15 protein-coding genes are annotated in these 15,357 nt (G+C 54.0%); 11 read left to right on the top strand and 4 right to left on the bottom strand.

Features of this window, described 5'->3' with window-relative positions; all coding sequences use genetic code 11:
- Positions 1 to 33 precede the first annotated feature (33 nt).
- The 8 genes from IMCC3135_RS26115 to purF all read left to right on the top strand — a co-directional run bounded on the left by IMCC3135_RS26115 (position 34) and on the right by purF (position 7,716).
- Positions 34 to 681, top strand: a complete 648-nt coding sequence (locus IMCC3135_RS26115; RefSeq protein WP_088922086.1) for a phosphoribosylanthranilate isomerase — start codon at positions 34 to 36, stop codon at positions 679 to 681.
- Between the two features lie 24 nt (positions 682 to 705).
- Positions 706 to 1,935 carry a tryptophan synthase subunit beta gene (gene trpB, locus IMCC3135_RS26110; RefSeq protein ID WP_088920259.1) on the top strand — a complete coding sequence of 410 codons (1,230 nt, stop codon included), beginning with the start codon at positions 706 to 708 and terminating at the stop codon, positions 1,933 to 1,935.
- Positions 1,932 to 2,747: a tryptophan synthase subunit alpha gene (gene trpA / locus IMCC3135_RS26105; RefSeq protein WP_088920258.1), complete on the top strand. Its 816-nt coding sequence runs from the start codon at positions 1,932 to 1,934 to the stop codon at positions 2,745 to 2,747. Before trpB ends, trpA begins: the two co-directional genes overlap by 4 nt.
- A gap of 113 nt (positions 2,748 to 2,860) precedes the next feature.
- Positions 2,861 to 3,754 carry an acetyl-CoA carboxylase, carboxyltransferase subunit beta gene (gene accD / locus IMCC3135_RS26100; RefSeq protein WP_088922085.1) on the top strand — a complete coding sequence of 298 codons (894 nt, stop codon included), beginning with the start codon at positions 2,861 to 2,863 and terminating at the stop codon, positions 3,752 to 3,754.
- Positions 3,726 to 4,997 carry a bifunctional folylpolyglutamate synthase/dihydrofolate synthase gene (locus IMCC3135_RS26095; protein ID WP_088920257.1) on the top strand — a complete coding sequence of 424 codons (1,272 nt, stop codon included), beginning with the start codon at positions 3,726 to 3,728 and terminating at the stop codon, positions 4,995 to 4,997. Before accD ends, IMCC3135_RS26095 begins: the two co-directional genes overlap by 29 nt.
- Before the next feature lie 22 nt (positions 4,998 to 5,019).
- Entirely contained in the window at positions 5,020 to 5,625 is a 606-nt protein-coding gene (locus IMCC3135_RS26090) for an SPOR domain-containing protein (protein WP_088920256.1), read from the top strand.
- A 76-nt stretch (positions 5,626 to 5,701) separates the two neighbouring features.
- A complete protein-coding gene (locus IMCC3135_RS26085; protein ID WP_157736278.1) occupies positions 5,702 to 6,211 on the top strand; it encodes a CvpA family protein in 510 nt (169 codons plus the stop codon).
- 5 nt (positions 6,212 to 6,216) lie between these two features.
- Positions 6,217 to 7,716, top strand: a complete 1,500-nt coding sequence (gene purF / locus IMCC3135_RS26080; protein ID WP_088920254.1) for an amidophosphoribosyltransferase — start codon at positions 6,217 to 6,219, stop codon at positions 7,714 to 7,716.
- Positions 7,717 to 7,748: 32 nt separating this feature from the next.
- Here the strand turns inward: purF and IMCC3135_RS26075 are convergent, their stop codons facing one another.
- The 3 genes from IMCC3135_RS26075 to IMCC3135_RS26065 all read right to left on the bottom strand — a co-directional run bounded on the left by IMCC3135_RS26075 (position 7,749) and on the right by IMCC3135_RS26065 (position 11,210).
- Positions 7,749 to 8,996: an HD-GYP domain-containing protein gene (locus IMCC3135_RS26075; protein WP_169727529.1), complete on the bottom strand. Its 1,248-nt coding sequence runs from the start codon at positions 8,994 to 8,996 to the stop codon at positions 7,749 to 7,751.
- 154 nt (positions 8,997 to 9,150) lie between these two features.
- Entirely contained in the window at positions 9,151 to 10,404 is a 1,254-nt protein-coding gene (locus IMCC3135_RS26070; RefSeq protein WP_088920252.1) for a L,D-transpeptidase family protein, read from the bottom strand.
- On the bottom strand, positions 10,401 to 11,210 hold the full coding sequence (locus tag IMCC3135_RS26065; protein WP_088920251.1) for a hypothetical protein: 810 nt from the start codon (positions 11,208 to 11,210) through the stop codon (positions 10,401 to 10,403). Before IMCC3135_RS26065 ends, IMCC3135_RS26070 begins: the two co-directional genes overlap by 4 nt.
- 102 nt (positions 11,211 to 11,312) lie before the next feature.
- Here IMCC3135_RS26065 and IMCC3135_RS26060 point away from each other — a divergent pair, with 102 nt between their 5' ends.
- Together IMCC3135_RS26060 and IMCC3135_RS26055 are read left to right on the top strand one after the other, a co-directional pair.
- A complete protein-coding gene (locus IMCC3135_RS26060; RefSeq protein ID WP_205737719.1) occupies positions 11,313 to 12,521 on the top strand; it encodes an O-succinylhomoserine sulfhydrylase in 1,209 nt (402 codons plus the stop codon).
- The gene (locus IMCC3135_RS26055; RefSeq protein ID WP_088920249.1) at positions 12,518 to 13,693 is read left to right on the top strand and encodes a glycerate kinase type-2 family protein; all 1,176 of its coding nucleotides are present in this window, start codon (positions 12,518 to 12,520) and stop codon (positions 13,691 to 13,693) included. Before IMCC3135_RS26060 ends, IMCC3135_RS26055 begins: the two co-directional genes overlap by 4 nt.
- A gap of 12 nt (positions 13,694 to 13,705) precedes the next feature.
- Here IMCC3135_RS26055 and IMCC3135_RS26050 read toward each other — a convergent pair whose 3' ends face one another.
- Positions 13,706 to 14,581, bottom strand: a complete 876-nt coding sequence (locus IMCC3135_RS26050) for a peptidylprolyl isomerase (protein ID WP_088920248.1) — start codon at positions 14,579 to 14,581, stop codon at positions 13,706 to 13,708.
- Positions 14,582 to 14,720: 139 nt separating this feature from the next.
- Between IMCC3135_RS26050 and IMCC3135_RS26045 the strand changes: the two genes are divergently transcribed.
- Entirely contained in the window at positions 14,721 to 15,344 is a 624-nt protein-coding gene (locus IMCC3135_RS26045; RefSeq protein WP_088920247.1) for an L-threonylcarbamoyladenylate synthase, read from the top strand.
- The last annotated feature ends 13 nt before the right edge of the window (positions 15,345 to 15,357 follow it).

Genomic DNA, 15,357 nt, shown 5'->3' with positions numbered 1-15,357 from the left:
CGGATGCTGCTTCTGTTAAGGTCCATGGTTATTATGGCGCGACGAACCCGAGTCAAAATTTGTGGAATCACACGCCTGCAGGATGCGCATCTGGCGCAGGAGCTGGGTGTAGATTCACTCGGCTTTGTATTTGTGCCTGCCAGTGCCCGGCATGTGATCGCTGAGGATGCTGCTGTCATCGTCAATCAGTTGTCGCCTTTTGTCACGCCCGTAGGATTGTTTCTCAATCCGACAGTGGAAGAGGTACAGCACGCCTTGAACCTGATGCCCTCCATGGTGCCGCAGTTTCATGGACAGGAGTCGGGTGAATTCTGTGATCAGTTCGGCAGGCCGTATCTAAAAGCTATCGGTGTTGGAGCCGGCAAGCCTATGCCCGAAGAGAGTGAACTGAGAGCATTCGGACAAGCCATCGGCTTTCTGTTCGATAGTAATGAGCCCGGACAGCTTGGCGGAACGGGCCATGCGTTCGATTGGGCACGTCTTGGTGAAAAAATGCACAAACCGCTGATACTTGCGGGCGGGCTGAACGTACATAATGTAGCTCAAGCTATCAAGCAGGTTGCCCCATTTGCAGTGGACGTCAGTTCCGGTGTGGAGCAAGCTAAGGGAATCAAGGACTCTGAGGCCATGCACGCCTTTATGGCGGCAGTTCGGCACGCAGATGAGCAGGTCCTGGAATAGATAAAGAGAAGAGAATCGCTTTAAATGAATACAGTATCAGAGTCATCAGAGGACAGACCGATCGATCAGTACCCCGACAGTAAGGGGCATTTCGGAGTTTATGGCGGTAGTTTTATCGCTGAAACACTGATGGATCCGGTCAGAGAGCTGCAAGAAGCTTACGAGCGTTGTCGCCAGGACAACGAATTCATTGCTGAATTCGAGTGGGAGCTGAAGAATTTTGTCGGCAGACCCAATCCGCTTTATCATGCGCGCCGTTGGTCACAAGAGCTGGGTGGTGCCCAGATCTGGTTGAAGCGTGAAGATCTTAATCACACGGGCGCTCACAAGATCAACAACACCGTGGGTCAGGCTCTGCTGGCTCGTCGAATGGGCAAGAAACGCATTATCGCCGAAACCGGTGCCGGTCAGCACGGCGTAGCGACAGCAACAGTCTGTGCTCGCTGGGGCATGGAATGCATCGTGTACATGGGCGAGGAAGATATCGTACGTCAGGCGCCAAACGTTTTTCGCATGAAGTTGCTGGGTGCCAAAGTCGTACCGGTAACGTCAGGTTCGCGCACACTCAAGGATGCACTCAACGAGGCAATGCGCGACTGGGTCGGCAATGTCGACGATACGTTCTATATCATTGGAACGGCAGCGGGCCCACATCCTTATCCCACCATGGTGCGAGATTTCAACAGCGTTATCGGCAAGGAAATCAAGGAGCAATCCATGGAGCATACTGGCCGTCTGCCAGACATGATCGTGGCTTGTGTGGGTGGCGGTTCGAACGCCATCGGCGCGTTTCATCCATTCCTGAACGACAAGGATGTACAGCTGGTAGGTGTAGAGGCTGGCGGTGATGGTCTGGAAACCGGACGACATGCTGCGCCTCTGAGTACCGGCAGCCCGGGCGTGCTGCATGGTAACCGCACCTACCTGATGGAAGATGAGGCAGGTCAGATCATTGAAACTCACAGTGTTTCGGCAGGCCTGGATTATCCGGGTGTAGGGCCTGAACATGCGTGGTTGAAGGATATAGGGCGGGTACAATACGTAGCTGCAACCGATACCGAAGCCCTGGAGGCAACTCACAAGTTGTGCAGGATCGAAGGTATCATTCCGGCGTTGGAATCTGCTCACGCTCTGGCTCATGCGATCAAGATTGCACCGGGCATGGGCAAGGACAAGAACATCGTTGTCAATCTGTCAGGTCGTGGTGACAAGGACATCAACACTCTGGCCGACCTGGAAGGGATTACTCTGTGACTCGTATCGCCACTCGTTTTGCCACGGCTTCTGGCCGCAAATTGCTGGTTCCGTACATTACGGCCGGTGATCCGGACCTGGAAACTACGCTTGCATTAATGCATACCCTGGTCAAGGCCGGTTCTGATGTCATCGAACTGGGCATACCGTTCTCTGACCCGATGGCAGATGGTCCGGTCATTCAGGCGGCGTGCGAAAGAGCGTTGAAAAATAATGTATCCCTGATTCAGGTGCTGGAAACCGTCAAGCGTTTTCGTGAAACAGATACGGACACAGCGGTTGTGCTGATGGGCTATCTGAATCCGATCGAGCGACTCGGCTATGCCAGATTTGCTGAATTATCGAGTGCTGCTGGTGTTGATGGTGTGCTGACCGTCGATATGCCGCCAGAAGAGGCGGGTGCTTTGGTTGATGAGTTGAAAAAGAATAATCTGGACAGTATCTTTCTGCTGTCACCGACCACTCCGGATTCACGCATCAGCCAGGTCTGCGAGATGGCCAGTGGTTATATCTATTACGTGTCGCTCAAGGGTGTCACCGGAGCTGCCAACCTGAATACGGTTGAAGTGGCCGAGAAGGTCGCTAACATTCAGTCGTTTGCCTCGATACCCGTTGCTGTCGGTTTCGGTATTCGTGACGCAGACTCTGCAGCCGCGGTATCGGAAACTGCCGATGCGGTGGTGGTGGGTAGTGTGCTGGTTTCTCTGGTTGGCGAACATGGCAATGACCCGGACACCCTTCATGCGAAAATTTTTGAAATCGTCAATGGCATGCGTAAAGCCATGGACCAAAGAGCCGGAGTCAGTGCATGAGTAACGAGGACACCACTGGCAAGGGCGACGAGAACGCCGAGGCAATTGAGCCCAAGGCAAGCAAGGAGCAAAAGGAAGGTACCCGACGTCCATTCCTGCCAGCGATTCGCCCCATGAGCTGGTTTGAGCGAATGATTCCGGCTCGTATCGGAACTCGCAATGAAGACAAGGGCACAGTCCCTGAAGGCCTGTGGGTCAAGTGCGACAGCTGTTCCAACGTTCTCTACCATGCCGAGCTCGACCGGGCACAGGATGTCTGCATCAAGTGTGGTCATCACATGCTGATCTCTGCGCGCAAGCGTCTGGAGAGGTTGCTGGATGCGGGTGAACAGGAGGAAATTGGCGCCTCTGTGGAGCCGGTGGATATTCTGAAATTCAAGGATTCCAAGCGCTACAAAGACCGCCTGAGCCAGGCTACCAAGGACTCCGGTGAAAAGGATGCACTGGTAGTCTTGCAAGGCAAGCTCAAAGGTATGCCTGTTGTGGTTGCGGTGTTCGATTTCAATTTCATGGCAGGCTCCATGGGATCGGTAGTCGGCGAACGCTTCAGCCGTGCTTGCGAACGCAGCCTGGAGCGCGGCATTCCTTTCATCTGCTTTAGTGCCAGTGGCGGTGCGCGTATGCAGGAAGCTCTGTTTTCACTGTTGCAGATGGGCAAAACCAGTGCTCAACTCAGACGTCTTGCAGATCGTGGCCTGCCGTATATTTCGGTGCTGACGGATCCAACCATGGGCGGTGTTTCCGCATCGCTTGCCATGCTGGGAGATATCATCATTGCCGAGCCTGGTGCGCGCATTGGTTTTGCCGGTCGGCGTGTTATCGAACAGACCGTCCGGGAAAAATTGCCGGAAGGCTTCCAGAGTAGTGAATTTCTGCTCGATCACGGTGCTATCGATCTGATCTGTGATCGGCGCGATATGCGCGATACGCTCGCCAGACTTCTGGCCAAGCTCAGTGACAAGCCAGTTCTGAAATTTGATGACCCGCACATTGCCGCTCCCAGCTGAAGTTCCTGATACCACTGCGCCTCTGAGTACCTGGCTGTCCTGGCTGGAAACCATCCACCCCGTAGCAATTGACATGGGGCTGGATCGGGTCAGCCTGGTAGCCGAACGATTGGGACTGCGTCAGATCGATAGTCCACTGATTCTGGTCGGCGGAACCAACGGTAAAGGCTCTACGGTTGCCATGCTGACTGCTATCTATACAGCAGCAGGTTATCGCGTGGGCACCTACACCTCGCCGCATATCACAGACTTTCGAGAACGGATCCGGATCAATGCCGAAATGGCATCGGCCGAGGCGATCGTCGAAGCGCTGGCGTTTGTAGAGGCAGGACGTGCGCCTCAGACACTCACCTACTTTGAGTACACGACACTGGCGGCAATGCGCGTGTTTCTGCAAGCACAGTGTGACGTCTACATCATGGAAGTGGGTCTTGGCGGGCGGCTGGATGCAACCAATCTCTGGGATGCAGATTGCTCGGTTGTGACCAGCGTGGCGCTGGATCATCAAGATTACCTGGGCTCTGATATTGCTGTGATTGCCACGGAAAAAGCGGCCATTGGCAGGCCTGGAAAATTACTGGTGGTCGGTGAGCTGACGCCACCCGAATCCCTGTTCGCCTTTGCTGCTGAAAACGGTATCCCGGTTCTGCATACAGGAGCTCAGTCGGCGGACAGATTGCCGCTAACCTCATTGCGTGGAGCGCATCAACGCCGCAATGCAGCTTGCGCCGTTGCTGTTGTCGAAAATCTGCAAGCCATGTTGCCCGTTGGCAAACCCACTCTGGAACGCGAGCTGATGCATATTCATGTCACGGCCCGTTTTGAACGACTGACACACTCAGGGCTTGATGTGGTGTTGGACGTGGCACACAATCCGGCAGGTGCGCAGGCGTTATGCCAGGCTTGGCAAGAGGCGTTCGGAGACAGGCTTGCGAACATCGTCTTTTCCGCTCTGGCAGACAAGGACCTGGCAGGAATAGTGGCCGCTCTGGAGCCTATCGCGGCTGAATGGCACTGCTTTGAGCTACACATTCCGCGAGCAACCCCAGTGGCGACATTGACAGCCCAGGTGCAGAAGAACAGTGGCAAACCGGTTAGTTTGCATGCGAGTGCAGAGCAAGCCTGGCATGCTGCTTTTTCAGCCGCAGAGGCAGAATCCCAAGCCGTACTGGTAGCGGGTTCCTTCCACACGATTGCTGATATACACGAGGTTATTGCGACCCATAGCATCGTATCGTCATGACTGTTTGTTGCAAGGTTCGGCAGTGAGTTCATTCGAAAATGAGGATAGTGGCAATATCCGGCAGCGCCTTTGGGGGGCTGCTGTATTCATTGCCGTCATGGTGATTGTCTTGCCCCTGTTGCTAGACGGAGCCGGCAGCGAAAGCCAGTTCCGGCGCGTCGAAAAATTGCGTGAGGAGCCACTGAGCATCGTGGACACCGAAGGTAATAGCGAGGTGCAGCCCATTCCCAGTATGCGTTCCCTGGGGCAGGGTGGAGTGCCGCTCCAGGAACCGAGTGATATTGCGAGCGACTTGCGAGACAAGTTCAGAGTCGGTGAAGACGAATTACCGGATTACATGAAGGCGGAAAAGGAAGTACGGGAAGCTCTGCAGCAAACGCGCAGCAAGGCGCCGCTGACCGCCTGGGTGATACAAGCGGGTAGTTTCAATGATCATGAGAACGCAGTTGCTGTACGAAATCGGTTACGAGAGGGGGGATTTGCCTCGTTTGTGCGTGACCGTGAGGTTGAGACAGAGCCGTTTCGTGTACTGGTTGGGCCCATGATCAGTGAAGTAAGTGCCAAGGCTGCACGCCGGCGAGTCACTGAGTTGCTGGGTGTTGAAACTATGGTGCTTACATATCCATAGTTTGAGGCCCCTGCGAGGCTCTGTGTTTTGATACCATTCGCCCTTGTATTTCCATGCCAGCAGGCGGAAAACTCCCGTGTCCGAAGTCGATCTTGTCATCCTGGGTATATTTGCCCTTTCCGCGCTGATCAGCTTGATGCGTGGATTCTTCCGAGAGGCCATGAGCCTGTCGATATGGCTTGGCGCCGTGATTATCACGCTCGTCTACACCAGTCGCTTTGCATCGCTGTTGCCCATTGACCGGGTCGATAGCCAGCAAGCGCGTACCACCATCAGTGCTCTGGTTCTCTTTGCGGGAACACTGTTTGTGGGTAATCTGATCAATTGGATGCTGAACCGCATCAAGACTCGTAAATCCCTTAGCCCGACGGATCGTATTATTGGCGTCGCATTTGGATTGTTGCGAGGGTTTGTCATTGTTACCTTACTGGTTCTGGCAGCCAATCTTGCACCTGAGCTGAAGCAGGAACCCTGGTGGGAAAGTTCCACCTTTCTGCCCAAGTTCCAGGAAGTGACTCAGGTTGTCCATGCACGGCTGCCCGATAGTATCGGTCAGCATTTTGATTTTCCTCCTACCAGTTACTGATTATCATGTGTGGCATCATCGGCATTGTTGGACAAGAATCTGTCAGTCCTCGTTTATATGATGGACTGACCCTGTTGCAACACCGCGGCCAGGACGCAGCTGGTATTGCGACTTGCCATGAAGGGCGTCTGATTTTGCGCCGTGGTGCCGGGTTGGTGCGCGATGTTTTCAGCACCGGGGATATGCAACGGCTGGAAGGCACAATGGGTATTGCCCATGTGCGCTATCCGACAGCTGGTACATCAGGGCAGGCTGAATCACAGCCGTTCTATGTCAACTCCCCCTACGGCATTGTCATGGGCCACAACGGCAACCTCACCAATGCCGATGTGTTGAAACGTGAGCTGTTCGAGTCGGATCTGCGACACATCAATACGCAGTCAGACAGCGAAGTGCTGCTCAATGTATTTGCTCATGAGCTGCAGGATCTCAAGCCGAGCACCAATCTGACGGCAGACATGATCTTTTCTACCGTGGCCGCCGTGCATCGACGCTGTCGTGGTGCCTATGCTGTTATCGGTATGGTTGTGGGACGAGGCGTTTTCGCATTTCGTGACCCCTTGGGTATTCGTCCTGCTGTTATCGGACATCGTCAAAGTGAAACCGGTACTGAATACGCAATAGCCTCCGAGAGTGTCGCTCTGCAGGGGCTTGGGTTCAATCTTCTGCGAGACATCGCCCCCGGTGAAGCCGTTTATATCGATGTTGAAGGCAATTTGCACACAGAGCAATGTGCTCAGAACCCGGTACTGTCTCCCTGCATATTTGAATACGTCTATCTGGCCCGGCCTGACAGCATTATCGACAACATCTCAGTGTACAAATCCCGTTTGCGGATGGGTGAGACACTGGCACGCCGGATTCTGCAGGAACGCCCTGATCATGATATCGACGTGGTTATCCCTATACCGGACACCAGTCGTACCTCTGCTCTGGAAGTCGCAGTCAATCTGGGTGTGAAATATCGCGAAGGATTTATCAAGAATCGCTATATCGGTCGGACCTTCATCATGCCGGGACAGCAGCTTCGCAAAAAATCCGTACGGCAAAAACTCAGCCCGATCGATCTTGAGTTCAATGGCAAGACGGTATTGCTGGTGGATGATTCCATCGTCCGAGGTACGACATCGGGTCAGATTGTGCAAATGGCTCGCGATGCGGGTGCGAAGAAGGTCTATTTTGCGTCGGCTTCACCACCTGTGCGTCATCCCAATGTCTATGGCATTGATATGCCGGCAGTAGAAGAGCTCATTGCGCATGATAAAGACACCGCAGAAATAGAAAAGGCGATTGGTGCTGACTGGCTGGTCTACCAGACTATCGAGGATCTGATCGAGGCCGTACGCTATGACAAGCACCCCATCGAAGACTTTGAAACCAGCTGTTTCACTGGTGAATACATAACCGGTGATGTGGACAAGAATTATCTGGATGCGCTGGAAAAGCTACGTTCTGATAATTCCAAACGTCAGCAAAGCTCGGCCGATGATCTGATCGTTCTATAGCGCAACAATCAACTGAGCGTTTCAGACAAACCCTATCCGACGCGCAGGCCTGCGCGTTGGAAGTCACCGACATCGATGCCATAGGCACCATCGCAGTGAGTGGTCTTTATCTGGTAGATATTGCCTTCGTTGTCGGTATCCATTTGTGACAAGTCGACGATGCGTTGCGCGGCGGGCTCACCCAGGGCATCGAGAATCATGATGACTCTGGGGCGCAGCTTGTCACTGGTATTGGACAGCACGATTCCTACCTCTCCATTGAACATTTCCACAATGCTGCCTGGTGGAAAAATGCCGATGGCGTCAATGAAATGAATGACCAGCTCTTCATCAAATTGCTTGCCGCGCTTGGCATAGAGCTCTTGAATGGCATCAGAGGGTGAAAAAGCGGGGCGATAGGGCTGATTGACCGTCATCGTGTCATACGCTTCAGCGATTGATACGATCTTGGCGTACAGCGGAATGCTGTCGTCGTCCAGCTTTCTCGGGTAACCTGAACCATCGGGTCGTTCATGGTGTGAGTGCGCCACGTCGGCGGCACCGGACATGACCGTTTTGGTCGATAGCAGAATATCCCGGCCATAGCGCGTGTGTTTTCGCATCTCTGCCCATTGAGCCTCGTCCAGAGGTCCGACCTTGTTCAGTACTTCATCGGAAACGCTGGTTTTCCCTACATCGTGAAGCATGCCGCAGACACCGACATCCTCGAGTTCGCGGTTGGTCATGGACATCGATTTTGCGATGACGATGCTCAGTGCCGCAACGTTGAGAGAGTGCTGAGCAGTGGCCTGGTTCTTGGCCTGGATACGTGTCAGCCAGACGGATGCATCCGGGTTTCTGAGAATGCTGTCGACGCAACCATTAACGGCCTGTTTGACCTTGGTTCCGTCCAGTTCGGCGCCTAGCCGAATCTCTTCAAACAGCGTGGAGATCGCCTGACTGGCAAGGGTATGAACTTCTGTGGCGGCATCCAGCTCCTCTTCCATCTGGAGCTCTTTGTCCAGAATGGAGCCTGCGCCCGGCGTGGACAAGCCTGCCGAAACAGTATCGTTACTTTGCAAGCTGAATTCATCGTAGTCGACCCAGACAAACTTGCATTCTTTCTGAACGGCCAGTACATCGGAAGGGGATTTGAGTTCCACTCCCTGAAACATGAAGCCGGACTCTTCCCAGGGTTTGTCCAATTCAACGACGAACATGCCGACACGCAAGTCCTTTACATCCATCTTCTCGTGAAGCTTGCGGGAGCGTTGAGTTCGCTCACGGACTGGCTTTGACACGCGCGGGCGCGGTTTCTCCGGTTCTTTTGCCTCGCTTTTGAAGAATCTGTTGAACAGCATATTATCTATGACGATGTGTCGCTGGCCTGAAGAGAGAACACTCTCGTGCCCTGAGCAAGTGAGCGGCATGCGGCTGGCAGACTTTAACCTCCTTTCAGCTGTTCACAATATTCCATTGTTCAGTAACTACGCGCCACTTCCCATCGTCGCTTTTTGCCCAGTAGATTGAAAGCTGGTTCTCATTTGAACTGCCTGTCTGCAGACGCATGATGACAAACTCCTGCTGGGGCTCGCCGCTGTCATCGCTACTGATCGACGGGTTACGAACGATGCTGATATCGCCAGATTCGACCGCGTTCAGCTGTGTGACCAGTGCGTTGTCGTCCTGATCGTTCTGATCCAGCCTGTCCAGTCTGTCGAGTGCCGGCTCGGGTGTTTCATAGAGCGACAGCAATTCTGCAAGACTCTGTTGCGCCCAGGCTTGCTTGTAGCGGGTAAACAGCGCCTGAAAGCGCAGTTGTTCTTCACGCTGTTGCTGTGCATCAACCCAGCGGGTGTCATGAGTCAGGAAGACCATAGGACGTCCACTTGGCATGGGGACGGATGATGATGTTGTCGGGTTTTGCTCCAGAGACAGGCGTTGGCGTAATGTGATGAAGTGATCATTGGACATGGTTACACAACCCTCGCTGGACAGCGGCGCGCGGTTGCGCTGGTTGTGGGGTACGCCGTGTAGCCAGATGCCTGAACCGGTACGCCCAAGCAGTCGGTCGAGTGCATTGGGATAGTCCAGAGTCAGGGCGCCGGCACCATACAGGTCGGGTAGGGAGGCATCCGAGCGTTGCCCATCGATGTTGTAAAGCCCTAGTGGTGTCTTGTTGTCGCCTTCCAGCCGCTTGCCGAATCCGGCTTTGCCGCCGCCTATATAGTGTTGCCGCATCAGGGTTGGCAGGCCTTGATCGACACTGATGTGATAGAGCGAGAAGGATGCAAGGTCGGCAACCACTAACGTGGACACATCCTTGCCCAGCTGGATGATTTCACTGGGAAGTTGCTGCTCTATGGGCGAGTCCATGCTATTCGACTGATTTAGCAGGCGTACACGGGCTTCTTGCAATAAGCCCTTGAGAGCCGGGCTGATCTGCTCCGTCTTTGCCGCTCGGACACGCTGGTGTGCTGAGACGGCAGTCAGCTCAGCTGCCAGTAATTGAGCCAGTTCCGAATTAGGGAAAGTTCTGGCAGCCTGGCGTGCAAGAACGCGCGCCTGGGCCATATCGCCTGCACTCAGCGATTGCAATGTGGCAGCCAGTTGCCGGTCCAGCGCCTGTGATGAATTTGGTGGCTGATGGGGTGCGGCCCACAGAGCGTGCATGAACACTGTCATGCACAGCAGGATAATCAGCTTCACAGACGGGTTTCCTGATAGATTTTCCAGCGAGTTCCTACCATTCGCAGCAATAAAAGCGTGCGATTCTGCCGATTGTCTTTGAGAATAACGACGGCATCACTGGCTGTAAAAGCAATTTCACGTTGTATGTTTTCCCATTTTCCAGTGGCAAAGAACTGGCGTGAACGCTGGATAGCGGCGGCGGGAAAGTCATCAACATAATGTTCTTTCAGGCCATCTTCATCGCGTAAGGCATTCCACCAGGCAAAAAGTTCATATTCCACGGTACTGACAGACTGAAGAGAGTCGACCAGTGCTCCTGCTTTATTGGCATCGGCATTCAGATCGCCGGAGTCCTGCCAGTTCAGAATGGGTTCGGGAACATTGACGGGGGAGTCCAGAGCTTTGGCATAGGCAACTGCAGCCTCGTGCTCATAGATTTCCTGTAGGTGTCGATAGGTATCGGCCGCTCGGTTGTCCATCTGCAGTGAACGTTCGAAATGAGCGATAGCCTCTGGCCAGCGATTGGTTCTGGCGGCCAGCACGCCGCGGTTGTGCGCCAGCTGCGGCATATCCGGGCACAGGGTTTCCAGCTCGGCCAGTCGTGCGTCAATGGTTGGCCGATCAATGGTTGCAGCAATTGAGCCTGCCGCCGTAACAGCTGCCAGGTTGCGTACCGTTTCGTTCGTCGACAACGACACGGTGGCATCAAGCTCGACCAGGCATTGTCCTCGGGGCATGGGCTCAACTACCGTGTCAGAGCTTGTCGCGGTTTGCGCATGGACAGGAGCACTCAGCTGCCAGCCTGATACCAGCAAAGCAGACATGAAAAAAAATGATGGCTTGAAGGTAAGCAAGGGCAGGTGGGATCAATCGTAGGCAATGCAGATGCAGTAGTATAACTAACCCATCTATGAAGGCTGAATCCGTTGAGTAACAAGCACAGTCAGAAATCCAAATCCGGCGCCGATTCATGGGCTGATGAAACACTAGCGATTCGCGGTGGATTCGAACGTTCACAGTACGGTGAACACAGCGAACCCATCATGGCAACGTCCAGTTACGTGTATGGCAGTGCGGCCGAAGCAGCTGCACGGTTTAGCGGCGAGACCTCAGGGCCCATCTATTCACGCTTCACCAACCCCACGGTGCAGATATTCGAGCATCGATTGGCGGCTCTTGAAGGCGGCGAGGCCTGCATTGGCGCAGCGTCAGGCATGGCCGCAACAGCGACCTTGTTGCTGGGAACCTTGCGCCAAGGTGATGAAATCGTTGCAACACGTAACATGTTCGGTAGCACGGTCAATCTGTTCAAGAATTTTTTGCCTCGCTACGGCATCACGGTACATTGGGCAGATGGGCTGGATGTTGAAAGCTGGGTTCCATTGGTGACGTCCAAAACCAAACTTCTTTACGTAGAAACACCGACCAATCCATTGACCGAGCTTGCTGATATTCGTGCTTTTGCCGATCTGGCGCATGCACACGGGGCAGTACTGGCGGTAGATAACTGTTTCTGTACGCCAGCGCTGCAAAAGCCGTTGGCACTGGGAGCGGATATCGTGGTGCATTCGGCGACCAAATATCTGGATGGTCAGGGCCGCTGTGTGGGTGGTGCCGTGGTCGGCTCTCAAGAGCTGATTGATACACTGACATCATTCATGCGTAGCGCAGGTCCTTGCATGAGCCCCTTTAACGCCTGGGTATTCATAAAGGGACTAGAGACCCTGAATTTGAGAATGCAGCAACATTGTGCAAATGCGGCAGAACTGGCGGTTTTTCTTGAATCACACCCAGCCATACGCCACGTCTATTATCCCGGACTCGATTCTCACCCCAGTGCAGAGCTGGCCAAGCGGCAGCAAAAATTACCCGGTGGCATCCTGTCGATGGAAGTCGATGGCGACAAGGCGGCTGCCTGGCGTCTCATTGATGCGGTCAAACTGTGCTCCATTACTGGCAACCTGGGCGATGCCAGAACGACCATTACGCATCCGGCGACAACGACTCACGGACGAATGACTGCCGAAGATCGAAGTCTGGCTGGTATTGGTGACGGCCTTATTCGACTGGCAGTCGGGCTGGAGGATCTGGATGACATTCGTAACGATCTGGAACAAGCACTGGATAAGGTATGACGTTATTAATTGATCTCTTTCAGGCAGGCGTTGACGCCGTAGGTGGCCGCCAGGCAACGGCGCGCAGTCTGCAACAGTTTCCACTGCCTGACAGAATTCACCTGGTAGCGCTGGGCAAGGCCGCCGACTCCATGGCTGCTGGTGCCTTGAGTGTCCTGGGTGACAAGCTGGTGTCCGGACTGCTCGTTACCAAGCATGATCATCTGAGTGAAGAGGTTCGACAGGATGGTCGTATTGAGTGTCATGAGGCCGGGCATCCAGTGCCCGATGCGGCCTCGTTGGCAGGTGGTCGACGGCTGTTCGAATTTGTAAATACCATTCCAGCAGATGAACTGTTGGTCTTTCTGGTTTCCGGCGGCACGTCGGCACTGGTGGAACATCTGAACGAAGGGCTGGATCTGGCCGATCTCAAGCGGGATACCGATCAGCTACTGGCCAGTGGTGCGGCCATTGGTGAAATGAATCGACATCGGCGAACGCTTTCTCAGATCAAAGGTGGAAAGCTGGCCTCGCGGGTGAATTGCAAGGTTTTGCAACTGCTTATCAGTGATGTTCCCGGTGACAAGCCGGGCGATATCGGTTCAGGCCTGCTGGTTCCGGATGAGGCAACGGGTATGGGACCTGAACTACCGGTATGGGAACGTATAGATACACATATTATCGCCTCATCGGGAATCGCTCAGAAAGCCGTGGCTGACGCGGCGATCGAACGCGGATTGACGGTTCGACAGGCGACTGGCAATCTGGATGGCGATATGCCCGATGTCGTAGAGCGTCTGGCAGCTGTGCTGAAGGATCCGGACCTGGCGCCCGGCGTCTATATATGGGGCGGTGAACCAACACTGGTACTGCCAAAATCACCAGGACGTGGCGGGCGCAATCAGCATCTTGCCTTGGCGCTGAGCGAGGTCATCTCGCAAACGCAAGCAGTCTCGATACTGGTGTGCGGTACGGATGGTACCGACGGTCCGACCGGTGATGCTGGCGGCATGGTCGATAACGAGACATTCGAAAAAGCACGGCAGGCCGGGCTGGACATTGCCGACTATCTGGCCAGAGCCGATGCCGGAAACTGTTTGCAGAAACTGGATGCACTTGTCACCACCGGACCAACCGGTACCAATGTCATGGATCTGGCCATTGCTTTGGTTGGCGGTGGTGACAAGAGCTGATTGGAACGAGTCTTAGCGTGTCTTGATATCGGATGCGGCGCGCAGCTCTTCCACATGAGTGGCTAGTGCCTTGCGTACAGCCAGATTTTTCAGGCCGGTTTTCACTGAATCAAAGTCGGGCAGTGCTGCTTCGCGCTGGTCAACCAGCTTGATGACGTGGAAACCGAACTCCGATTCAACGGGAGTCTTGCTGGTGTCTCCAACTTCCATCTCTGCCACCGCTGCGGTGAACTCGGGAACCATGGTGTTGGCTTGAAACCAGCCCAGATCGCCACCGCTTTCACCCGCCGGGTCAATTGACTCGGCTTGTGCCAGTTCTTCGAAAGTCTTACCCGCTGCCAACTCGTCAATCACTCTTTGAGCATCTTCCTGAGTTTCAAGCAGTATGTGGCTGGCACGATATTCAGCTCGGTCAAGACCGGTGGATTGAGCTTTGTATTCGGCTTGCAGTTCTTCTTCGCTGAAGATCATTTCAGAGCCTTTTTTAGCCAGATAGGCATTTGCCATGATCTGTGTGTACTGCAGCTGCAAGGCCGCCGAGATTTCTGCGGTCTCATCCAGGCTCAGCTTTTCAGCTTCCTGAGCAAGTACTTCGAGGTTGATCAGCTCTTCAATAATTCGCGCTTCATCAGCTTGCTGGCCTCCGGCAGTCACCTGCTGGGTGACGTTGTCAACAGACATGTCAAGAATAGGCCGACCATTGACGCTGGCCGCCGCGCCTTCAGGCAATGCAGAGTCAACTGTTGCCGCCGTGGAGGTTGCCGCAGTGGATTCTTTCGCATCGGTTTGCGTGGCATCCTGAGCATGCACGGGACTCAGTGAGAATAGTGCAGTGAGTGCCAGCACGGGGATCGTGAGAGCTGATGAAGAAGTTTGGACTGTAGGCATGTGAGATCCGTTTAATTCAGGTCAAATGTGTGTAGGCAGAACAAAAAATGAGATGGAGTCTAGACTTTGTGCAGCCGATGCAAGCTCTGCACCGCATCAGCGTACAATCAGGGCTTGATCTACGTGCCCAGCGCTAATAATGAGCCAGTTTTTCGAGATTCACCCTGATAATCCTCAAAAGAGACTGATTGGTCAGGCCGTGTCGATTATCCGTGACGGCGGCGTGATCGTCTATCCTACAGATTCCTGTTACGCACTGGGTTGTCACGTGGGTGACAAGCAGGCCATGGAGCGTATTGCACGTATCCGCAAAACCGATGCGAAACATAATTTCACATTGGTCTGTCGTGATTTGTCAGACATATCCACCTATGCACGGGTAGATAACATGGCATTCCGGACGCTCAAATCACTAACGCCGGCTCCCTATACTTTCATCCTCAAGGCTACCAATGAGGTGCCGCGGCGTCTGCAGAATCCCAAGCGCAAAACAATTGGCATTCGCATCCCGGATAACGCTATTTGCCAGGCATTACTGGAAGAGCTGGGCGAGCCAATGATGAGTAGCACCCTCATCATGCCGGACAAGGAATTGCCCGAGACCGATGCGGAAGAAATTCGTGAACTGCTCGAAAAACATGTTGATCTGATTATCGATGGCGGTCACTGCGGCTTTGAGCCCACAACCGTACTGGAAATGGGCGATAACGGCGAGATCGAGGTATTTCGAAAAGGTCGCGGAGACCTCAGTTTTCTGGATTGAATGGTGTGGAAGG

It is taken from the genome of Granulosicoccus antarcticus IMCC3135, assembly GCF_002215215.1.
Classification (GTDB): domain Bacteria; phylum Pseudomonadota; class Gammaproteobacteria; order Granulosicoccales; family Granulosicoccaceae; genus Granulosicoccus; species Granulosicoccus antarcticus.
This window is presented reverse-complemented; position numbering and strand designations above follow the sequence as displayed.